The sequence below is a fragment of the Falsiroseomonas bella genome, assembly GCF_003173615.1.
GTDB lineage: Bacteria > Pseudomonadota > Alphaproteobacteria > Acetobacterales > Acetobacteraceae > Falsiroseomonas > Falsiroseomonas bella.
Map to the genome: position 1 here is coordinate 148,928 of NZ_QGNA01000001.1, position 24,797 is coordinate 173,724.

Genomic DNA, 24,797 nt, shown 5'->3' on the forward strand with positions numbered 1-24,797 from the left:
TCAGGCCACCTGGCCGATCACGACTTCGATGTCGCGATTCGGATCCTCGGTTCCCGTGCCTTCGGCGACGAAGCCGACCTGCCAGGAGGAGACGCCGCCCGCCGGCTGGACCGGCGCCGCGAAGCCGGAGAACTCGGCGGCGAGGTCCACGACGAACTCCTCCTCCTCCGGCTCTGCCGCGGCGACGCGCTTCGTCGCGGGCGTGGAGGCGGGCAGCGCCAGGGCCGCGGGCGCCGGCGCGGCGCCGGTCACCGTCACCGTCACCCAGGCCGAGCGCCGCGCGCCCTGCTCGTCGGTGATGGTGTAGGTGAAGCGGTCGGTGCGGACCGCGCCGGGCGCCAGCGCGGTCAGCGTGGCGGAGGCGGTGGGATCGTAGGTCAGCGTGCCGTCCGGGTTGATGCTGACGGCGGCGCCGAAGCGGCTGACCGTCTGCGCCTCCAGCAGCGTGAGCACGGCGCCGGTGTCCACGTCGCTGTCGTTCGCCAGCACGTCGATCACGATCGGCGCGCGGGACGTCGCGGCGGCTGCGTCGGCCGTGGCGACCGGCGGGTTGTTGCGGCCGACCACCCGGATCTGCACCGTCGCGGTCGAGCTTGCGCCATGCTCGTCCACGACCGTGTAGCTGAAGCTGTCGTTGGCCGTCGCACCGACCGGCAGCGCCTGGAAGGCGGCGACGCCGGTCGGGTCGTAGGCGACCTTGCCGTTGACCACCGACAGCGTCGCGCCGCCGGCGCTGCTCGCCGCGAGCCCGGTGATGGACAGCACGGCGGAGGCGTCGCCGTCGCGGTCATTGGCCAGGACAGCGACCTCGGTGACCTGGTCGGCGCGCGCCGAGGCGGCATCCGCGATGGCGACCGGCGCGTCGTTCACGCCGTTCACCGTGACGGCGATCTGGCCCTGGCGCAGCTTGCCCGCATTGTCGCGCAAGGTGACGGTGACGAGGTCCGCGGCGCTGTCGCCGGCATCCAGCGCCTGGATGGCGGCGGAGCGGCGCGGATCGTAGTTCACCTTGCCGTTGACGATGCTGACCTGCGCGCCGAGCCCAGTGACCGGGCTGACCGAGACCAGCGGCCAGGATCCGACGGCCATGCGCAGCACCGTGTCCTCGTCGGTGCTGCCTGGGGCGAGCGGGATCAGATGGCTGGTGTCGCCCAGCCCCGCCACGGTGACGTAGACCGTGGCACTGGCCGTGGCGCCGTGCTCGTCGCGGACGGTGTAGCTGAAGCTGTCCAGCGCGGTCTCGCCGAACAGCAGCGCCTGCAGCGCCGGCGCGCCGGTGGGGTCGTAGACCGCCTTGCCGTCCACGATCGCGATGCTGGCGCCGAGGCGGCTGGTCGCCGCCACGCCGTCGAGCGTCAGCACCGCGCCGTTGTCGCGATCAGCGCCGCCGACCTTCGCGTCGATCTCCGCGACGGTGCGGGCATCCGTCTCGGCGTTCACGCGCTGCGCCACGGGCGCGTCATTCACGCCGGTCAGCATGATGGACAGACGGCCGGTCACCGGTTCGCCGAGCGCGGTGAAGCCGCTGAAGTTGATCCCGTCCTGCATCGTCTCGCCTTCGGCAAGCCGCTGCACGCGCGGAGTGTTGCGCGGATCGTAGAGGATCTTTCCGCCCACCAGGCTGACGGCCGCAGTCTGCGCGCTGATGCTGCCGACCGACGTGACGGTCACGTCCGGCACGGCGACGAGGATCTCGGCGTCCTCCGTCGTGCTGGTGCTGAAGGGCACGAAGGGATCACGCCGCCCCGTGACCAGCACCGTGACGGTCGCCTCCGCCTCGCCGCCCGCGCCGTCCGAGATGCGGTAGGTGAAGCTGTCCGTCAGCTCCTCGCCGAACTTGATCTGCTGCAGCTCGGCGGAGACGCGTGGGTCGTAGCTGACCCGCCCGTCCGGCAGCGCCACGAGGGCGGCGCCGCGGGTGCTGAAGGCCGGCAGCCCGACGAGCGACAGGGACTGGCCGGCATCGGCATCCGTGTCGTTCAGCAGGACGGGCAGGATCATCGCCCGGTCCTCATGCGTCGTGTAGCTGTTCGGCCGCGCCTTCGGCTCGTCGTTCGTGCCCTCGACAGTCACCGTCACGGTGGTCGTCGCGGTGGCGCCGGTGGCGTCTGTGACCGTGTATTCGAAGCTGTCGGTCGCCGTCTGGCCGGGCAGCAGCGCCTGCAGCGTCGGCGCGATCTTCGGGTTGTAGTGGACGCGACCGTCCGCCAGCACCGTCAGCACAGCGCCCTGCGCCGACTGCGCCTGCGGCAGCGTGACCGTCAGTGGCGCCGTGCCGCCGTCATTCGCCGTGACGTCGATGACCTGCGTCGTGTCCTCGTCGGTCGTCGCGCTGTCGGGCAGCGCCGCCAGCTCGCCGCCGGTCGGCGCAAGCCGCGTCCCGATCTGCAGGGCGATGGCCTGGCCGCTGCCGGAGGTGCCGGCGACAGGCTGCGGCGTGGTCACAACCCAGTCGGGCACGCCCACCATGCGCACAGCATACGCGCCCGGGCCGAGCAGGCCGAGATCGAATGCGCCGGCGGCGTCGGTCAGCGCCTCGGTCTCGTTCTCGTCGAGCGTGGCGTTGCCGTTGGCGTCGAGGAAGACGGTCCGGTCCGCGACGCCATCCTCGCCGGCATCGCGCTGCCCGTCGGCGTCCGCATCAAGGAAGACGACGCCGGTCATCGTCGCCAGCTTGAAGTTGCCGAAGCTGACATCCGCGCGGCTCTCGCCGGCGGCGAGCGTGACGCTGTGCACGCCCGGCGCCGCCGCCTGCTGCGGCCGCGTGGTGCCGCCGCCGGTGCCACCGCCCGCGCCCCCGCCCGCGCCGCCGTCATCGGGCAGCGAGGTGAAGGTCAGGATCTCCTCGAACAGCCGCGTGAACTGGATGCGCGGGAAGGAGAGACCCGTGTTCTTGACGTTGTCGTTCTCGTCATCGCCGTCGAGGATCATGTCCCCGGTGCGCTTCAGCAGCTCCGCGAATTCCGCCGTGGAGAGGTTGCGCCCGAGCACCTGCTGCGCGAGCTGCTGCGAGAGCGCCGCCGCGCCGGAGACGAAGCCCGCGGCCTGGCTGGTGCCCTGCATCGTCTGCACGCCGCCCGTGGCGTTCGCGCCGTTGAAGCGCGCACCGGGCGCCATGATGTCCAGCAGCTCGTCGTCGCGCTGGCTGAAGGCCGCGATGCGGTCGGCGCCGGTGGTGTAGTCCGTGGCGCCGGTCGCGACCGTCCAGGGGCCGCCGAAATCGCCCGACCAGACGGCGCCGACGGAGAGCACCGCCGGGTCGGCCGCGGGATAGGCCACGCCCATCGCGTTGTACTGGTTGTAGAAGTTGCCCGCGGCGGCGACCGTGATGACGTCCATGGCGGCCAGCGTCGCGAACTCGTCGCCGAGGCCGTAGCGCGGGATGGTGGTGTTCCAGTTCCCGTTGTCGCCGAGCGACATGTTGATCACGCCGACGTTCCACGCCTCGGCATTGGCGATCACCCACTGCAGCGCCTTCTCGACATTCGCGAAGGTGCCGCGGCCGCTGTCGCTGAACACCTTCAGCACGATCAGGTCGGTGCCCTGCGCAACGCCGCCGTAGCGGCTGTCGCCGCTGGCGATCAGGCTGGCGACGTGGCTGCCATGGCCCTTCGCGATGTCGGAAGCGTCGGCGTCGTTGTCCGCGAAGTCCCACTGGTAGACGATGCGGTCAGCGATGCCGTTGCCGTCCGTGTCCGGCCCGAAGAAGGAATGGTCCACGTCGATGCCGGTGTCGATCAGCACGGTGCGCACGCCGCTGCCGGTCAGGCCGGTGAAGCGCGCGTCCTGCAGCGCAGAGGTCAGGCCGGTGATGTCACGGGATTCGCGCGTCGAAAGCGCACCGAGATCCACGATGTCCGACCCGTCCGGCAACGACCAGGTGCCGCCGCAGGAACAGCCTTCCATCGTCAGCTCGACATCCGAGCCGGCAAGGCTGACCGCGATGCCGCTGCCCGCGGCGGATCCGGTCGGCGTGGTCTGCACCCAGCCGGTCCGCTGCACTTCCGCGATGATGTAGGTGCCGGGCAGCAGGCCGGTGAAGCTGTAGGTGCCGTCCGCGCCGGTGAGGACGCTGGCCTCCGTCTCCTGCAGCACGCCGTCGCCGTTGGCGTCGATGAAGATCGTCCAGCCCTCGACGCCGCCCTCGCCGTCCTCGCGCAGGCCATTGCCGTTGAGGTCTTCGAACTTCATGCCGCTGATCGAGACCGTGCGGACATTGCCGATGGCGACCGTGGCGTTCTCGTAGCCGCTGATCACCCGCATGGAGGCCGGCGGCGTGGTGCGCGCCCAGCCATCCCGCGCGACCTCGCCGATGCGCACCGTGCCGTAGGCCAAGCCGGTGAATGCGTAGCTGCCATCCGCCGCGGTGACCGTGCTGGCTTCGCCGTCGTCGAGCACGTTGTCGCCGTCGCGGTCCACGAAGAGCGTGACGCCGGCGAGGCCTTCCTCGCCCCCGTCGCGGATGCCGTCGCCGTCGAGGTCGTTGAACTTCACGCCGCCGATCGTGCCGAGCTCGAAGCGCGCGAAGTTGGCGTTCGTCAGGGTCTGCTCGGCGAGCAGCGTCACCTCGATGCGGTTGGAGACAGGCCCCGTCGAGGACCAGCCGGTGCGCAGCTCCGCGACGATCGCGTAGCTGCCCGCCGTGAGGCCGGTGAAGGCGTAGGTGCCGTTCGCGGCGGTGGTGGTGCTGGCCTCGCCGTCGTCGAGCACGCTGTCGCCATCGAGGTCGAGGAACACCGTCCAGCCTTCGAGACCGACATCGGTGGTGCCGAAGGGGCTGGTGCCGAAGACCGCGTTCGCGTCGAAATCCTCGAAGACGCGGCCGGTGATGCCGGTGGGCAGGCTCCCGGCCCGCGTCCAGCTTGCGGTCGCGCTGCCGGTGCCGGCATTGCCGGCATTGTCGAGCATGCCGGCGCCGGCGACGGTCAGTTCGTAGTCGCCCGGCTCGCCGGTCACCGCCTCGAGGCCCGAGATGCGGTAGGTGGTGCCGGACAGCAGTGCGACCGTCACGCCGGACAGGTCCAGCGCCGCGCCGTCGCGCGTCAGCACGATGTCCTGCGCATCGAAGCTGGCGGCGTCCACCGCTTCGGAGAGCGTCACGTCCAGCGTGGCGACGCCCGTGGTGCGCGGATTCGGCGTGACCTGCTGGATGGCGGTGACCGCGGGGGCGGAGACGTCGATGAAGACGCTCAGCACCGCATCGGTCGTGTTGCCCGCGACGTCCACCGTGCGCACACGGATGTCGTGCTTGCCCGGGCTGTTCAGCGCGATCGCGCCCTCGAAGGTCTGGCCGGTCACGACTGCGACGCCGAGATCGGTCTTCGTCGTCAGGTCGTAGAAGCGGACGGTGAGACCTTCCTCCGCCAGGTCGCCGAGGATCGAGAAGGCCTGGGTGTTGGTCAGCTCGTCGTCATCGGCCACGCCGCGGTCCGGCGTGATGCGCAGGTTGGTCGCCGCCGGCGGCGCGCCGATGTCCATCCGCCAGGAGGAGGAGGCGGAGCCGGTGCCGGCATTGCCCGCGAGGTCGGCGAGGCCCGCGCCGTCCACGGTGAGCACGTAGTCGCCCGCGAGGCCGGAGACCCAGTTGAAGCCCGCGATGCGCCAGACCGTCTCGCTGAGCTGCGTCAGCTCGATGTCGTCGGCGACGATCAGGTTGGCGCCGCCGTTGCGCGTCAGCGTCAGGTCCGCCGCGGTGAAGCTCGCCGGGTCGATCGCCTCGGAGAAGGTGACATCGAGCGAGAGGATCACCGTGTTGCGCGGATTGGTCGCCACATCCTCGAGGTCGAGGACGACGGGCGCCGTGGTGTCCGTCGTCCAGGTCTCGGTGAGCTGGCCGGTGCCGGCATTGCCGCTGCCCGCCTCGCCCACGCCGGATGCGAAGACCGTCAGCGCATAGGTGCCGGCCGTGCCCGTGAGCGTGCCGAGGCCGTTGATGCGGAAGCGCGTGTCGCTGAGCTGCGTGACAACGACGCGGCCGTCGAGCTCGACCGCCTCGCCATCGCGCGTCAGGGCGATGTCGGCCACGCCGAAGGTCGCCGGGTCGATGGTGCGGGAGAACTCGACCTCCAGCGCGCCGACCGCGATGTTGCGCGGATCGGGCTCCACCGTCTGGATGCTGGCCACCACGACGGAGGCGGCGGACATCGCCCAGGAGACGCTGCGCGCATTGGTGCCGGCGTTCCCGGCGCCGTCCGCCATGCTGCGGCTGTCCACGGTCAGCGCGTAGTTGCCATCCGGCGTGGTCAGCGCGCCGAGATTGCCGATGCGGTAGACGCTGGTGGAGACCTGCGTGATCGTCGCGGCGCTGAGATCCAGCGCCGTGCCGTTCCGCGTCAGCGTGAGATCCGCGACGGTGAAGGTGCCGAGGTCGAGCGGCTCGGTGAAGGTGACGTCGAGCTGGCCGACCGCGCTGGTGACGACTGCCGCGGGCGCTTCCAGCGACAGGATCGCAGGCGGCACCTTGTCGTCCACCGCATAGACCAGCGTGTAGCTGCCGGTGGAGTTGCGATCCAGCAGGTGCAGCAGGTTCTCATAGGTGGCGCCGGGCTCGCCCGGCCTGAAGGTGCGGTCGGTACGCCAGACCATGTCGCCGATCGGCAGAGCCGTTCCGTCGGAGCGCAGCACCTGAGTCAGGCGATAGCCCGCACCGGGATCCGCCACCTTCAGATAGGTCCAGCCGGCCTGCACATCGGCGGTCAGCGTGCGCGTCAGCCCGCCGGTGACCTGCACGTTCTGCGCCACGGTGACCGGCATCTTGCCGCCCGTGGAGAGATACAGCGTGTCCGGCAGGTGCTCGTCGTCCGGCAGGTCGTTGACCAGGTAGTCCGGGATGTCGTCGCTGGCCGGGTGGTTCACCTCCACCTGCCGGATGAGCTCGTGGATGTTCACGCTCTCGATCAGCGAGGTGCGCAGGCCGCCGAACGCGTCGAGATGCTCGAAGCTGGCCTTGTAGTCGATGAACTTGCCCTGCAGGGACGAGATCATGTTCCACTGCGCGGTCTTGGTCTCGCCCGCGGCGATGCGGCCGAGATCCACCGTCAGCGAGGGCTGGGCCGCCGCGGCGCCGACCTGGCTGCTGATGATCTCGAAGTCGATCAGCAGGCCCTTCTCGTTCTCGATGATCTCCGGCTGGGCGGAGGTGATCGTCATCCGGTTGGCGTCGCCCTTGCCCAGGTTCGTCACCTGCAGGCCGAGGGCGAAGGGCTCGGACGGCTCGATCGGGTCGGTGAAGGGATCGTCGCCGAAGACGTCGCGCTGCCAGAAGTAGTCAAGCTGCAGCCGCGCTTCCGGATAGACCGTGATCTTGGACGAGAGCAGCGGCACGTCCACGACGTTGCCGCCATCCTTGTAGACCAGGCGCCCGCCGATGGAGTAGCGCGTCGGCGCGTCCATCGCGGCGTCCACGGTGGGCAGGAAGGTGTACTTCAGCGCACCGGTCGCGCCGGCCGCGAGCGACCAGAACTCCGGCCCGCCGGTCATGTTCTCGCCATCCGGGCCGATGACAAAGAACTTGTCGTTGGCGACGTTCCCGTTCTCGTCGCGGATGTCGAGGATGAGCTGGATGTCCTCCAGCGTGCCCGCGGTGCCGTTGTCGAGCTCGAGCGTGCCGAGGAAGGCGGTGCGCGTGATCACCGCCTCCTGCTCCAGCTTCAGGCGCACCTGGGCGCAGACGCCGGCCGCGGTGGGCGAGAGGTTGCCGTCCGCGTCCAGCACCGTCGCGTCGGAGCTGCCGGGGCCGCAGGACACGCCGCCGCCGTCCCAGATCACCGGGACCGACCAGGGCGTGCCGATGCCGCCGCCATAGATGCCCCAGCCGCCACCGCCGCCGCCGCCGCCGCCACCGCCGGTGCTGCCGTCGCCGCCAATGCCCCAGTCGAGGCTGCAGAGGCAGGCGAGGATGTCGTCCAGCGCGCCGCCGAGGCCGGCGCCCGCGCCGGCCCAGCCGCCGGTCAGCGCGCCGAGGCCGACGCCGCAGATGGTGGAGACGATGGCCTGGGTGCAGTCATCGGCGCCCGCGCATTGCAGGATCATGCCGATGGCGTCGCAGACCAGGTTGGCGGGGTTCGCCTTCTTCGGATCCTTGATCCAGTCCTTCAGGAAGTCCTTCGCCGAGCCGCCGGCGCCGAGGATGTCCTCGGCGCAGAACACCGCATCCAGCTTGTGCGGCACCGACACCCACTGCCCGTTCTGGCATTCATAGGTGTAGACCGCCTCGATCCCGAGGCACTTGGCGATCGCGTTGCCCCAGCCCTGGGCGGTGATCGGCATGTCGAGCGCGGAGGCCGGCATGATGCCGTCGCCGGTCGGGATGACCATCGCGCTGGAGTTGGACGCCATCTGCGCGGCGAGCGGCGAGCCTTCGCGCAGGCGGATGGTGATCGGGATGGTGACGGAGCTCTTGGCCGGCAGCACGTCGATCACGTCCACCAGCGGGGTGATGATCAGGTCCGGGTCGTTCGGCACCTTGATCTGCACCTGCTCGGCCTGGATCAGGCCGTGGTTGGTGAGCGTGATCTCCATCTGCGTCGTCTCGCCCGGCACGATCAGCGGCATCAGCCGCGGCGTGTCCGTGGTGACAACGGGCATCGGCACTTCGGTCTCGAAGACCGATTCCAGGACGATCTTGTAGCGATCCTCGACCTCGATCGGGACGACGGTCCACTTGTACGTCACCACCTGGCGGTGCAGGAAGGCGGTGGTCTCGTTCAGGATGCCGGGCTTGATCTCGAACGCCGTCTGCACGCTGTCGTGCTTGTCGGCCGAGACGGAGAGCATGTACTTGCCCTCCGCGATGCCGGTGAAGTTGACGAAGCCGTCCTCGTCGGCGATGCCCGAGGCGATGACCTGGTAGGAGTACGGGTCGATCAGCTTCACCGCGGCGCCGGCAAGGCCGGGGTTGCCTTCGGCGAAGTAGGTGTACTCGTCCTCAACCTTGATGCGGGCGTCGCCCACGGCCTCCGAGATCGCGCGGAACTCGTAGGCGGTGGAGAGCGTGGTCCGCGTGCCGTTCAGCACCACGGTGCCCTTGTAGAGGCCGAGCGGCAGGTCCTCGCCCGGGTTAAGGCGCAGCGTGACGGTGGTCTTCTCGCCCACGCCGAGCGAGGCGATGCTGGTCGGCGTCGCGGCGGCGAGCCAGGGCTCGTTCGGCAGCACGAGGGTCAGCGGCCCGGTCTCGGTGCCGCCGTTGTTCGTCACCTCGAAGCTGACCAGCGTCTGCTCGCCCCGCAGCATGCCGGCGTTCAGGAAGCCGGGCTGCGCGACCAGGCGCGGCGTCAGCGGCGTGACGCTGACGCTCAGCGGCACGCGCAGCGTCACGCCTTCGGCCGTGGTCAGCACGAAGACGAGCCGACCGGAGGTCTGTAGGTCCTGGTTCGCCGTGAGCTGGACGCTGCCGGTGACGCTGCCGGTGACGCTGCCGTCGGCCGCGATGACGTCCGCCAGGTCGATGTCCAGGTCGAGCCAGGGCGGCGCGCCCTCCACCGCGATGGCGAGGCTGGTGAGCGGCACGTCGCCGAGATTCGCGATGGTGAAATCGAAGCTCTCGGGCGTGTTGGGCAGCAGGTCGACCGAGCCGGGGAAGCTCGTCGCCTTCATCGCCATCAGCACGAAGCTGTCCTGAGGCGTGCGCTGCGTCACGCCGGGATGGTCGGCAGCGATGGTGTAGCGGCCGGCCTCGCCGGGCAGCGGCACGAAGTCCACGGTGAAGTTGCCGTTGATGTCGGTGACCGTGGTCAGCGTGCGCGTGTTGCCGTTCGCCGAGGTGACCTGGATCGTCACCGGCTTGAACATCAGGGCGGGGTTCGTGTCCGCCGTGGCGGCATCGCCCGGCGTCGGCGCGTCGGGGTCGAAGATGTTGCCAGTGAGCGGGATGCGGGTGCCCGCCGGCGCGGCCTCGATGTCGGCGCTGACGGTCGCGCGATAGGCCGGGTTGACCTGCAGCGAGCCGACCGACTGGTTGTTGCCGTTGGAGATCTCCTCCAGCGCGCCGTTCGGGTCGGAGACCACGATCATGTAGACCGTGCCGGTCAGCGATCCCGCGAGGAAGTTCACGGTGCGCTGATAGGCCTGGTTCACGTCCAGCGGCTCGCCCGCATGGGTCGCGACCAGCACGTCGTCGGCGCCGAGCGTCACGTCGGTGGAGATGTAGACGCGATCCACCCAGGAGCCGCTCGTCGCGCCAAGGCCGCGATTGGCCACGGTGAAGGTGCCCGTCACGGCCTGGCCGGTCTTGACGGAGGTCGGCAGCGCGATGCTCGTCACCTGCAGGTCGGGCAGGTCGCGGTCGGTCACCTGCAGGCCGGCGGCGCCGGCGTTGAAGCCACCGGCCGAGGCCAGCAGCGTGACGGGGCGCGTACCGTCGCTGACGCCGTCGATCACGCCGGTGACGGTGAAGGTCGCGGAGTCCTGGCCGTCGAGGATCGTCACCGTCGCGGGCACCGTCGCCTCGGTGGTGTCGTCGCTGGTCAGCGTGACGACGAGGTCGCCGGTGGTTCCGGTGTTGCGCCGGACCGTGCCCGTGGTCTGGCCGGATTCGCCGATGACGTTGTGCGCCAGCGTGACGGACAGCGAAGGCCCGTCATCGTCCAGGATCTGCACGCCGATCTGCTGCTGCGTGCCAGGCACCGCCACCTTCAGCACGCTGTCGGCGATCTGCACGCGCAGCGGCACCAGGCGGTTGCCGTCAGCCAGCGCGTTGTCCTCGATCGCGATCGGCACATGCACCTCGTGCTCGTTCGCCGCGATCGTCACGCGGTTGGGGAAGCGCATCTGCGTCGGCGCGCCGAGCAGGATCAGCTCCAGCGGCTGGTTTGCCGCGATGTCGCGCCGGATCGTCAGCACGGTGCCCGCAGCGCCCGCGCCTTCCGACACGGCCGTCTTGCTCAGCGACAGTTCGATGTTCGGGATATCGTTGTCGAGCACCGTCATCAGCGCGGAGCCGGTGGCGTGGCCCGCCGCCTGCGCCGTGATGCGCACGTCGCGCGCGCCTTCGATGATCGTGTCGTCGATCAGCGTCACGGGGATCTGGATGGAGGACTGGCCGACCGCGAAGGTGAAGCCGGTCGGCACTGTCGCCTTCCAGCTCTTGTCCACGCCGAGCGTGACGTCGAGCGCGGCGTTGGTCGGCGTGTTGCGGGTGATCGTGGCGAGGATCTGGCCCTCGCCCTCGCCCACGGCGGGCGGGATGCTGACCGTCAGCGCGGCCACGTCGTTGTCGTTGATGCCGAGATTCGCCTGGCCGTCGGCATAGCCGGAGGCGGAGGCCGTCAGCGTCGCGGTGCGGCTGCCATCCACCAGCGTGTTGTCGGTCACGCCGATCGCAAAGGACGCCGAAGCGGCACCGGCCGCGATGGTCACGGTCGGCGGCAGCACCAGTTCGGGCCGGCTGGTGGCGAGGTTCACCACCAACGCCTGGCTGATGTCGCCGCTGCGCGAGACCGTGCCCGTGCTGGCCGCGCCGCCCGCGGCCTCCGAGATCGGGTTCACGCTGACGCCGATGGTCAGGCTGGGGTCGAGCTCCACCGCAACGTCGTCGAGCGCCGCGTTGTTCTGCTCGTTCAGCTCGAACACCGCATTGGCGGCGTCGGTGCGCACCGCGAACCAGCGCGCGCCCTCGCCGAAGGCGGGCATGGTGACCGAGACGGTCCGCACCACAGATGCGCCGGCGGCGATGGACTGGTTCTGCACGTAGTCGCTGCGCAGCAGCGTGTCGCCGCCCAGCACCTCGTCGGTCGAGAGGAAGATCTGCTCGGTCCAGGCGCCGGTCGCCGCGGCGGTGCCGGTGTTGGTGACGGTGTAGGAAAGCTGCACCGTCTTGCCGGCGCCGGCATTCGTGGGCGCCGAGATGTCGCTGATGACGAGGTCGGCATAGGCGCCGAGCGTCGCGGCGCGCGTCAGGCTCGCGACGTTATTGCCCTCGCCGGAGACGCCGCCGCTGCGCTCGAAGATCTGGCTGAAGGCATCGGTGGTGACGCGCACCAGGATGTCGCCGACGCTGCGCACGCCGTCCGGCAGCCGGACATTCGCCTGCCGCGCGAGCGATTCGCCGGCGGGCAGCGGCGCATTCGCGGCGCCGCCGAATCCCGGATAGCTGAGATACTGGTCATGCAGCGTCTCGCCGGTGGTCTGGTTGATCACCTGCAGCCGCTCGGCATAGGGCCCCGCGGGGGCGTCGCCGATATTGGCGCTGTCCCAGGTGATGGTCAGCAGGTCGCCGGAGCGCGGCGTGGCCGGCACGACCGCCAGGTTCTGCACCTGCAGGTCGGCATAGTCGGCCATGACGCTCGCGCGCGTGATCGTCGCCGCGTTGTTCGTCTCGGCGGCGCTGCCGCCCGCGCCTTCATAGGCGCTGTTGTAGGTGTCGGTGGTGACCGTCACCTTCAGGTCGCCGACGGCGCGTTCGCCGTTCGGCAGCGTGAACTGATACTGCCGCGGCGCGCCGGTGCCGGCGGCGATGGCGCCGAGCGCGGCGGCGTCGCGGAACAGCACCGTGTTCACCAGCGTCTCGCCGGTGGTCTCGTTCAGCACGACGATGCGGTCGTAGAAGGACGCCGCGGCGTCGCCCGCGCCCGTGTTGCGCACCGTCCAGCTGACCGTCGCGACCGCGCCGGATTCCAGCGCCGGCGCGCCGTTCAGCGCCAGGTTCTCCACCACGAGATCGGGCAGGGCCGCCTGGGTGACGGCGATCGCGGCCGAGACGCCGCGGTTGTTGCCCTCCGACAGGCCCTCATTCACCTGGTTCCAGTGGTCGCCCGAGACGATCACGTACCAGGTGCCGGAGAGGTCGATCGGCAGCGTGATGTCGAGGCTGCGGTTCACCTCCGCGCCGGCTGCCATGCCGGGCGTGCCGCTGCGCTCGCCCACGAAGCGCGAGGCGTTGGTGATCTCCTGCGTCGGCGAGAGGAAGACGCGCTCCGTCCAGCCGCCCGGGATCGCCGCCGTGCCGTCGTTGCGCATCGTCCAGGAGACGGTGATGGTCTGCGCCGAGGTCGCGGTCGGCGGCGCGGTGACGGAAGGAATGGTGATGTCGGGATGCGTCACCGCCACGGCGTCGGCCGAGGTGGTGGCGTTGTTCGCCTCGGCGCCGGCCTCGAAGAGCTGGTTCGCGTAGTCGCTCTCGATGCGGATGCGCCAGTCGCCATCGGCCACAACCGGCCAGTTGATGGTGGCCGAGGCGGTGTAGCTGGCGCCAGCGGCGAGCCCGCCGCTGCGCGTGACATGGCCGAGCACGGTGCTGCCGGGCTGACCGTCCTGCACCAGCAGGATGCGGTCGGTCCAGCTGCCGAAGGCGTCGCCGAAGCCCTGGTTCGTCACCGTCCAGCTGACGTTGCGCTGCTGGCCAGGCAGTGCCGTCTCCGGCACGTCGATGTCGCTGACCGTCAGGTCCGGGCTCTGCAGCGTGATCGGCGCGGTGCTGACGCCGGTGTTGTTGCCGGTCAGGCCCTTCTCGTAGATCTCGCCGAGCGCATCCGTGCGCACGATGACGTAGCGCTGGCCGGCGAGGTTGGCGGGCAGCGTCGCCGTCAGCGTGCCCTGCGTCTCGGCGCCGGCCGCCAGCGGCGCGGCGTTGCGCACATAGGTGCCGAGCAGCGTGTCCGCGCCGTCCAGCGTGCCGTCGGTGGAGAGATAGACGCGGTCGCGCCAGATGCCGGAGCTGGTCGGCCCGTCGCCCTGGTTCGCGACGGTCCATTCGACGGTGATCTGGCCGCCGCTGGAGACGGTGGCCGGCGCCGTCACCTCCGTCACGGTCAGGTCTGCGAAAGGCGAGGTGATCGCGATGGGCCGCGCCGCAGTGACGTTGTCGGCGCGTGTGTCGGGCTCCAGCACCGCCAGGCCGCTGTCGGTGCGCACGAAGAGGAAGTAGTTGCCCTCGAGCCGCGGCGGCAGCGACACGTCGAGCAGGACGTCGTATTCGGCGCCGGCGGCGAGCGCGCCGCTGCGCTGATGCGTGCCGATCACCACGTCGTCGGCATCGCCGAACACCGCGTCGTCGCTGAGGACCACGAGGTCGGTCCAGGCGGACGCGTCCGTCGCGCCGGTGCCCTGGTTCGCGACGGTCCAGGAGACCTGGATCGTGCCTTCGCCACGGCCCGTGTCGGGCGCGACGAGGTCGGAGGGCAGCAGGTCCGGATAGGCGCGCAGCGCGACACTGCGGGAGATGGAGGCGCTGTTGTTGCCCTCCGCATTGCCGGCCGGCAGCGCTTCCGTGATCTGCGTCGCGCCGTTCGTCGCCTGGTCGGCGGTGACGGTGATGCTGAGGTTGCCGGCGCCCGCCGCGCCATGCGGCAGGGTGAAGGAGACGCTGCGCGCCGCCGTGGCACCGGAGGCGAGCGGCCCGAGCGCGCCCTGGTCATAGGCCACGGTGGTGTCGAGCAGCACCTGGTTCGTGGTGGTGTTCACCACCCGCACGCGGTCCACCCAGCCCTGCGGCGTGGCGGCGTTGCCTCCGTTCTCGTCGGTCCACTGGATGGTCAGCGTGTCGCCCGACTCCGGCGACGGGTTGACCAGCGTGAGGCCGGAGACACGAAGATCCGGAGCCGAAACAATAGAGGTCGTGCTGGCGTTGTTGGCCTCGCCGTTGCCGCCGGCATTCGCCTCGAACACCAGGTCGGTGGTGTCGGTGGTGACGATGAACTCGATCACGCCGGTGGAGGAGATCCCGCCCGGCCAGGTGACGCTGGTGCTGCGCGCGCGCGTCTCCCCCGCGCCGAGGGGCGCGCCGGGGCTTGCGGCCAGCGTCAGCGTGGTCAGCAGCATCTGCTGGCCGGTCGTGGCGTTGCGCAGGATCAGGCGCTCCGTCACGTCGGTCTGCACCGCCGCCGTGCCGTCGTTGCGCGTGGTCCAGCTGACGGTCACGGCATCGCCCGGCGCCCAGCCGGAAGGCGGCGTCGCGGCGACGGACTGCACGACCAGGTCGGGATAGGGCGCGAGGGCGGAGGTCAGCGCCACCTGCGTGGCGTTGTTGCTCTCGCCCGTCCCGTTGGCATTCTCCTCATCGAGCGCGTTGGTGAGGTCGGTCGTGACCTGCACGGTGAGCTCGCCCGCGCCTCGGTTGCCCGGCGGCAGCGTCAGCGTCGCCTGCCGGTCCACGAAGCCGCCGGCGGCCAGGGCGCCGCCGGCCGGCGTGAAGGGCAGCACGACGCTCGCCAGGATCTCGCCGGTGTCCACGCGGCGCACGATCACGCGGTCCGACCAGGTGGCATCGGCCGGCAACGCGCCGATATTCGCGTCGCGCCAGCTGACGGTGATCTGGCCTCCCGATTCCACCGCGCCACCGACCGGCGCGACCGCGACGTTCTGCACGACGAGGTCGGGCGAGGGCACGGCCTCGAGCGAGGAGATGCGCACCGGCGCCTGCAGCGGGTTCGCATAGACGCCGAAGCGGTAGGTCGGGCTGCTGCCGAGGTCGGCCGGGTGGCCGTCGATCATCAGCAGGTAGGTGCCCGTCTCGGTGAGGGTGAGCGTGTCCTCGTCTTCCGAGATGCCCTGCGCGAATCGCACTTCGCCATAGGGACCGATCAGGCGCCAATAGGTGTTGCCCGATCCCCATTGCTGGGCGTCGAAGTAGAAGCGGTCGCCGGCCGTCGCCTCGAACTTGTAGAGGTCCGCCTCGCTGCCCGGCGTCAGCGCACCGCTGACCGGCGAGCCGAGGATCAGATCCTCCGCCGCGGCGACATCTATCAGCCGGAAGCTGAAGGCGCCGGTGCGATCCACGGTGCTGCGCACCGCAAGCGTGTAGTCGCCGGGCGGCAGCGTGAGCAGCGGATTGCCGGCGCCGAACTGGCTGCCGTTGCCGTTGGTCCAGCTGCGTTCGGTGACGAAGCCGTTCGGGCCGGTCAGCGACCAGCGCAGCTGATCGGCCCACCACGCGGTCTCGACGGCGTTGCCGACGGTGTCGACGAAGATGCGCTTCGTCTCGGCGAGGGTGAAGGTGAAGCTGGCCGTCTGGCCGGCATGCGCGATCTCGCCCTCGACCAGCGCGCCGAGGGTCGCGGCCGCGCTGCTGTCCGCGATCGGCTGCAGGTTGAAGGCGTAGGCCGCGCTGCCGGTGTTGTACGGGTAGCCCTCGATCAGCAGCGTGTATTCGCCCGTCGCGGGCAGCGTGACGATGCCGCGGTCCGAAAAGCCCTCACGGAACAGCTGCCGGCCCGTGGGGTCCACCAGTCGCCAATAGGCCGAGGGCTGCTGCTGCACGTCGAAATACAGCCGCTGGCCGGCGATGCCGGAGAAGCGATACGCATCCGTCTGGTTGTATGGATCGAGCGTCGCGGAGACGGGAGTGCCGGGCGTGATCGCCGTTGCGACAGCCGGATCGGTCAGGTCGAGCAGGCGGAAGGAATAGGCGCCGTTCGCCTCGCCGTCGCCATAGACCGTCAGCGTCCAGGCGCCCGGTTGCGCGCGGAAGGCGGCGCCATCCTGGTTCAGGTCGCTGTTCGAGAAATACTGCCAGCCGATCCGCTCACCGTTCGGACCATCGAGGTAGTACCGGATGTCCGAGCGGTTGGTGAAGGTGTCGAGATAGAGCAGCCGCGCGCTGCCGAGCGTGAAGGTGTAGCGGTCCACACTCCCGGGGCCGGCGATGGTCGCGTCCACCCGCGTGTTGAGATCGAGCGCCGTGGTCTCGTCCACCACCGGCCGCAGGTTGAAGCTGTAGTTGTTGGCGCCCGTGTTGTAGTAGCGGCCCTCGATGGCCAGCACATAGGTGCCGTCCAGCGGCACGCTGAACGGTCCCGCGTCGGAATAGGTGTGGTTGCGCCAGGTGACGAGCTGGCCGTTCGGGCCGAAGAGACGCCAATAGGTGTCCCAGCCGGTGTTGGTCGCGTCGAAGAAGAAGCGGTCGCCGGCCGAGGCGGTGAAGCTGTAGAGGTCCACCTCGTTGCCGGGGTTGATCGAGGTGCCCGTCACGGCCGTGCCGGGCGTGAGCGCCGTGGCGTTGTCCAGGTCGAGCAGGCGGAAGCGATAGGTGCTGCTGGCGTTCGGGAGGGCGGAGACCGTGACGGTGTAGGTGCCCGCCTTCAGCGTCATCGGCTGCAGGTCGAAGCCGTCATAGGAATCGCTGTTGTCGGCGCGACGAGACGCCACCACGCCGTCCGGGCCGGTGAGCGTCCACACCGGCTGCCAGTCCGTGCCCTGCCAGTCCATCAGCACGGTGGCGTCCTCGGCCAGCGTGATCTGGTGGCGGAAGACGCCGCCGACCGGCAGCGTCGTGATGCCCGCCGCGGCCAGCACCTCGGCGCTGCCCGTCGGCTGGTCCAGCGCGAAGGTCAGCGGCACCTCGGTGGAGGCGGTGGTCGCGACCGCCACGTTGTCGATGTCGTGGTGCGCGGACCATCCGCCGTTGCGCGCGCCGAAGGCGACGCGGCTGGTTTCCAGGAACAGCCCGCCGACGAAGATGTTGTTGATCGGCGTGATGGCAGCGCCGCCGCCCGGGGGCGTCAGCGTCACGGTCACCCGGCTGCCGCCGACCGCGCGCTGCACGGAGACGTCCACGCCGAAGAACTGCCCGCCGGCCAGGTCGAGCGCTGCGATGTCGACCGCGTATTCGCCGATCTCGCCACCGTTGAAGTGCAGCGAGACGTGGTTGTTATTGACCTCGCCGTTGTTGACGATGTCGAAGCCGATGCCGAGCGCGCCGGCGATGTTCGGCTCCTCGCCGAAGTTCGGCGCCGATCCGGCCGGGCCGTAGAGCCGCGTCGGCAGCAGCGCAAAGCCGAGCCCGTCGCCCGACTGGTTCCGCCCGGCGTTGGAGACGATCATGCGCGCGTCGAAGCTGACGGTGACGCTGTCATGCGGCCCGTCGGCCGTGGAGGTGAAGCCGACCGTGTTGCGATGCAGCCCGACCGTCGCGCTCGTCAACCGCAGCGCGTTGCCGCCGTTGCCGTCCGACACGAGCGTCGCGGCCGGCCCCTGATAATTCGCCAGGACATAGGGGATGCCGCTCGCCTCGCCGTCGGAGGCCGCGACCTCCGCGCCGAAATCCTGCGTCGTCTCGCCATTCCAGGCCGGCTGCGCATCGGAGCGGAGGGCGAAGCCGAAGTTGATGTCGCCGCCGTCGTAGCGGCGACCCTCGATCAGCACGGTGTAGGCGCCGTCGATGGGCAGGACGAAGAGGTCGCTGTCCGCGAACTCCGCGCGCCCGAACACCACGCGGCCGCGCTCGTCCAGCACCCGGACCTTCGGGCTGCCGGCCGAGAGGCTCTCCCTGTCGAAGCGCAGCCGCGTGCCGGCCGTGCCGTCGAAGCGGTACATCGCCGTCTGCGCGCCGGGCGAGAGCGTGCCCGTGACGGACGCATCCAGCGCCATCGACGTCGCGCCGGCCATCTCCAGCAGGCGGAAGCCGTAGCCCGGCATGTTGTCGTTCGTCGCGTCCACCGTCAGCGTGTAGGTGCCGGGCAGCAGGCGGATGGCTGGAGAGCCGTCCAGGTTTTCTGAATCCGAGCCCTGCCAGCCGCGGCCCGACACCGGCGTGTAGCCCGGCGTGGAGAGCGTCCAGCTCAGGTTCGGCGTGTCGGTCAGCGCGTCGAAGATGACGAAGGTCTCTGCCGCCACCGTGAAGCTGTAGCGGTCCACCTGGCCGCGACTCTCGATCGCGCCGCTCACCGATGCGCCCAGGGTCAGCGGGAAATCCTGGTCGATGATCGGATCGACGATCAGGCTGAAGGTTTGCCGCGTGCCCTCGCCCGGATGGCCTTCGACGGCGATCACATAGGTGCCGGTGGCGGCGAGGGTCACCGCGCCCTGGCTGCGCAGGCTGTCGATGTAGGTCTGGCCGAGCACCAGCCGCCCGGTCGGGTCGTACAGCCGGACATAGGTCGAGTTGGTAAAGCCGAGGTGGTCGAGATAGACGCGGTCGCCCGCCGTCCCGTCGAAGGCGAAAAGCTGCGTCGCGCTGCCGGGCACCAGCGCGCCCGAGAAGCTCGTGCCGACAGTGACCGGCGTCGCCGCGGCAAGATCGAGCAGGCGGAAATTGTACCAGCCGGTCGTCTCGCCGGCGCCGTCCACCGTCACCGTGTAGTCGCCCGCCGGCAGGTCGAGCAGCCTGCTGCCGCCGAGCGCGCCGCTATCCGTGTTGTCGAAGCGCCAGCCGGAGAATTCGGTGCCGCGCGGGCCCGTCAGGGTCAGGGTGAAGTTGCCGTTGTAGGGCGAGAGGATGTCGAGCAGCAGGCGGCTGGAGGATGCCAGGGTGAAGCTGTAGCTGTCCCGCTGGCCGACATGGTCGATCCGCCCGGTGATGCCGTCCGCGTTGAAGCGTTCCAGCGTGCCGGCATTGCCGTTGCCGCTTGTGTCGGCGGCGGCATCGCCGTCCTCCTCGTCGAGGGCAAGGCGCATGACGAGTCCGGCCTGCGGGGCGGTGAGGGCGACAGCCTTGTTGTCGTCGATCTCGTCCGTGGTGCGCGCGACGTTCCACAGGCGGACCTCGTCCACGGCGCCGCGCAGGAAGTCGAAGCCCGTCGAGGTTTCCGAGGTGCGCCCGATCAGCAGCGGCTCGGCGGTGCTGACGGCAGGGCCCGCACGCACGGCGCCCGTGGCGCGATCCTCGCCGTTCACCACGATCCGGAGCTGGCCGCTGCTGCGGTCGATCACCGCGGCCACATGCGTCCAGACGCCGAGTTGCATGACGCCGTTGGCGGTCTGCGTGCCCTGCTCGTTGCTGCCATCGCGGGTGCCGAGATAGAGCGCGCCGCTGTTGTTCACCCACAGCGAATAGCTGCGATGGCCGTTGTCGCCGTTGCCCTTGTAGAAGATCGCGGACCAGGTGTCGCTGAACTCGTCCAGCCGGACCCAGGCCTCCATGGTGAGGTTCGTGGTCTGGTTGGTGCCTGCGCCGTCAATGGCGATGGCGTCGGCGCCGGTGAACTGAACGCCGCCGTCGAGGCGACCCTCGGTCCAGAGCGGGCCGGGCTGCGGATTGGTGCCGAACACCGCCGGCGTGGACTCGTTCTCTACCTTCCGCAGTTGGAACGAATACGAGAAGGGCTCGGGATAGGCGGTGCGGCCCTCCACCAGCACCGTGTAGGCGCCGGTCATGGACAGCGTCAGCGTCTCGACGTCGTTGAGGCTGGTCAGGCCCAGCACCTGGCGGCCGAGCGGGTCGAAGACGCGCCAGCTGGCCTGCCAGTCCGCCCTGCTGGAGCTGAGCAGGTCGAAATAGACGCGGTCGCCTGCCGTCGCGTCGAGGCGGAACATGTCGGTGCGGTCGCCCACCGCCGGCGGGCTCGTCACCACCGTGTCGTAGGCGACGGTCGGCGCGGCCTTGAGATCGAGCAGGCGGAAGGCGAAGGGGGTGGTGCTGTCGCCGGTGCCGTCCACGGTGATGGTGTAGTCGCCCGCGATGGCGGCGAAGACCGGGCTGCTGCCGCCGAACTCGTGGCTGTCGCCGTTGCGCAGGTTGCGCGAGAAGCCGATGCCGCCCGGCCCGGTGACGGTGACGGTCGCGGCGTCGTTGTTGGTCAGCGTGTCGAAATAGAGCAGCGCGTCCTGAGCCAGCGTGAAGCTGTAGCGGCTGACCCCGCCCGGGGACGGGATGCGCCCCATGATGATGCCGGGCAGGCCCTGCCGCGCATCCACCACGGTGGCGTCCGTGCCGGCCGGGCCGAGATCGGCGAGCGTGGCCGGATCCGTCGCCTCGTCCATCGGCAGGCGGAGCTCGAGCCCCTCCTCGTCGCCGACCAGCGCGGCGTTCATCGAGTCCTGGATCTGCTGGTCGGTGCGCACGACCGACCACAGGCGCAGCTCGTCGATCGTGCCGAACAGCCTCGCCGTGTTCCCGGCGCCGCCGACGTACAGCGGCCCGTCATGCGTCACCGCATCGGTCGTGCGGATCGTCCGGCTGGCCGCTTCCGCGCCGTTGAGCAGCAGCCGCATCTGGCCGGTGGTGCGGTCGATGATGCCTGCGACGTGAACCCACTCGTTCCGCGCCACCGAGCCCGTGGCGGAGTTGAGCTCCTGCTGGCCGCTCGCATCCGTGGTGGTGAAGTGGATGTAGCCGGCATCGTTCAGCCAGAAGGAATAGGTGCGCGTGTTCACCGGATTGGGGTCGACCGCCTTGATGACCAGCGGCGTCCAGGTCGTCGTGGTGTGGTCGTAGCGCAGCCAGAATTCCACCGTGACGTCGCGGACGAGGTCGGTGCTGGCGCCGTCCGGCACGGTCGCGTATTCGGCGCCGGTGAAGGTCAGCGCGCCGCCGATCCTGCCCTCGGTCGCGAGCGGACCGGTGGTGCCGGCCCCGTCGATCGCGATCGCCTGCTGCGAATCCTCCACCTTGGTCAGCGCGAAGGCGAAGCGCGCGCTGGCGTCGGTGATGTGGACCTCGCCGTCCATCACCAGCGTGTAGCGGCCGGCGACATCGAGGGTCTGGGGACCGAAATCGTTGAAGTCCTGGTAGCGGATCTGGCGGCCGACCGGGTCGATCAGCCGGATATCGGTCCACCAGAGGGCGTTGCGCAGCGCGTTGAAGAAGACGCGGTCCCCCGCCTCCGCCTCGAAGCTGTAGAAGCTGGCGCTGCGGGCGGGCGTGTTGGTCACGGTCACCGTCTCGCCGAATGCGATCGGCGTCGCGGAGGCGAGGTCGGAGAGGCGGAACGCGAAGGCGCCGGTGCCGTCGCCGTCGCGATAGACCGTGAGGGTGTACTGGCCGGGCCCGGCGGTGAAGGGCAGGTCGGCGGAGCTGAAGGCGCGGCCGCCGACCAGCGTCGCGCCGGGCCGCGACAGCGTCCAGCGCAGGCTGCCGTCATTGGTGAGCGAATCGAAATAGAGCTGCGTCGCCTCCGCCAGCTCGAAGCTGTAGCGCGCGGCCTGGCCGGGAATCTCGATGCTGTCGGCCACGGAATCGCCAAGGGCCAGCGCCGCCGCCTTGTCCGTCACTTCCTCCAGGCGGAACTTGAAGACGGTGCCGGTGCCGGATTGCCAGACCTCGCCTTCCATCACCAGCGTGTAGGTGCCGTCGAAGGGCAGGTTGCGCGGGCCGTTGTCCTGGAAGTCGGTGTAGTAGATCTCACGGCCCCAGGGGTCGAACAGGCGCCAGTTGGTCCACCAGGTGTTGTTCTGCGTGGCGTTGAAGAAGATGCGGTCGCCCGCGCTGCCATCGAAGCGGAAGATCGCGGCGCCGTTGTTCGGCGTCGCGGTGTGCGTCACCTCCGCGCCATAGGCGATCTCGGTCGCCGCCGCGAAGTCGAGCAGCTGGAAGGCATAGGCGCCGGTGTTGGTGGTCGTCGCCCGGACCGTGAGGCGGTATTCGCCGCCGAGCGGCAGGTCGATGACCCGGTCGCCGTTCGAGGTCGGGTGGTCGGAGAACTCGACGCCGCGCGGCCCCTCGAGGGCGAAGCGCAGGTTGCCGTTGTTGGTCAGGCTGTCGAGGTAGAGGCGTGTCGGGCCGGCGAGCGTGAAGACGAAGGAATCCACCTCGCCCGCGACGGCGATGTTGCCGTCCACGCGGGCGCCGAGCGTCAGCGCATCGCCGGTGAAGGCCTCGACCGGCGTGTTGCCCTGGTCCACCAGGGTGAAGCCGAAATTGACCGGCCGCACATTGCCGATCAGCCCCTCGACGATGAGGGTGTAGCTGCCGGTCAGCAGCAGGCTGCGCGTGGCGTCGGTGAAGCTCTGGTCCACGAGCTCCCGCCCCGTGGGATCGAACAGCCGCCAGTAAAGGCCGGAGGAGGAGGTGGTGGCATCGAGCAGGATCTGGTCGCCGCGCTCCGCGTCGAAGCGGAACACCCGCGTCTCGCGCCCGAGGTTCGTCAGCGTGCCGTCGTTGCCGTTCGGACCGGAATCGACCACCGCCGCGCCGCTGGCTTCGTCGAGCTTCCAGTAGGCGGCGAGCCCGGACTCATTGCCGGCGAGCGGCGCGCCCATCGCCGCCTGGATCTGCTCCGCCGTGCGCGCCACGTTCCAGACGCGCAGGTCGTCGATGGCGCCACGCCAGGGATAGTTGCCGCCGCCGTCGGTGCCGATGCGGAACTCGGCGCTGCTGTGGTTGATGGGCTGGGTGTAGGCCAGCGTCGCGGCCTCCACGCCGTCGATGAACAGGCGGAGGTTGGCACCGTCATAGGTGCCGGCAACATGCGTCCAGTCATTCGCCGGCAGCAGGGCGCGCACCCGGACGTTGCTGTAGCTGTTGACGAAGAAGTTGATGTAGCCGTCGTTGGTGTAGTGCAGCCCGTAGCCGTCGTTCCAGTTGCCGGTGCTTGTCTTCATCGCCACCGAGGCCCATTGCGGCGCATCGGCGTCGCGCCGCACCCAGGCTTCCAACGTGAGCTGCGTCGGCTTCAGGGATGCGTCGTCGGGAACGCCGGCATAGGTGGTGGTGCCGATGCTCTGCAGCGCGCGGTTGGTCGCGCCTTCCGGATAGGTCAGCGGCGCGGCGTTCGGGCTGCGCATCAGCGCCGCGGCGTAGCCCTGGTCGCCCAGCGTGCCCGACACCGCCGCGCCCGCGGCGATCTCCGTGGCATCCGCCAGGTCGAGCAGACGGAAGCCATAGCGGCCGGTGTTCGCACCGTTGCCCTGCACCGTCAGCGTGTAGTCGCCGGCGACGAGGTCGAGCAGCGGCGAGCCGCCGATGCCGCTTCCGTCCGACTGGTTGAACTGGCGGCTGTCCACCTCGACGCCGCGCGGGCCGGTCAGTGTCCAGGTCTTCCCGGAATCATTGGCCAGCGAATCGAAATAGAGCCGCGCGGCGGCGGCCAGGGTGAAGCTGTAGGAATCCTGGCGCCCCGGCTGCTCGATCTCGCCCATCACCAGTTCGCCGAGCACGAGCGGCGCGCTGTCGGTGGAGGCAAGATGGAGCGTGAAGCCGTAGTCGATCGCGGCGCCCGCATTGTTCACCGGGCCTTCCAGCAGCAGCGTGTAGAGGCCGCCCGCGCCCAGCGTCAGCGTGTCCACGTCGGTGAAGTTGCTGTTGGTGAACAGCACCTCGTCGCCGGGTCCGATCAGCCGCCACATCGGCGTTCCGGCGCCGGACAGCGCGGTGCGCTGGAAATACACCCGGTCGCCGGCGGTCGCGGTGAACTGGAAGCTGTCGGTGAAGTCCGCCTCGGTCAGCGCGCCGGTGACGTTCTCGCCATAGGTCACCTGGCGGCTCTGCTGCATGTCGAGCAGGCGGAAGGCGTAGTCGCCGGTCGCCGCGCCGTTGCCGTCCACGCTCAGCAGGTAGTCGCCCGGCAGCAGCGTCATCACCGGCGAGCCGCCGACATTGTTCGTGAAGTTGTTGCTGTCGGAGAGGTCGAAGCGGCGGCCCGACACCTCGCTGCCGCGCGGCCCGGTCAACGACCAGAGGATGTCGCTGCGGTTGGCCAGGCTGTCGAAGACGACGCGCTTCGCCTCGGTCAGGGTGAAGCTGAAGCGGTCCGTCTCGCCCGGCACGTCGAGCGTGCCGGCGATCACCGGCGCGCTGATCGGATCGCCGGCCTGGGTGTGGATGGCGATGTCGTAGTCGCTGGCGTCGTTCGAGCCGCCGAGATCCACCGTGGGCGCCGGCGTGCCGAGGGAGGAGGTGAGCGCGGTGGTGCCGAGCAGGTCTAGATCGGCCGAGAGCAGCACGCGCGGCTCGAGGGATTCGAGCAACAGGCGCCGATCGGCGCGCGGCTTCGCGCTCCCCCGCGCCGGCTTGCGGCCATCCTGGCCGCCGCGCCAACGGCGCCTGTTTCGGACATCCTGTCCGGGTTGTTCCAGAGGCTCGTTGAAGACATCCCGCGCCATCGGATCACCCCGCACACAGAGAACCACGGCGGCGACACCGACGACCGCGGGCCGGGCTTCCCCTCCGCGGTGCATCCATGACGCCGTATTCAATCAGGGAGGAAAAA

Annotated in this window: 1 protein-coding gene; it reads right to left on the reverse strand. The window is 70.0% G+C overall.

The window, feature by feature from the left end:
• Positions 1 to 24,765 (reverse strand): LamG-like jellyroll fold domain-containing protein, encoded by a 24,765-nt coding sequence (locus DFH01_RS00790; RefSeq protein ID WP_109868508.1) that lies wholly within the window; start codon positions 24,763 to 24,765, stop codon positions 1 to 3.
• Positions 24,766 to 24,797 lie beyond the last annotated feature (32 nt).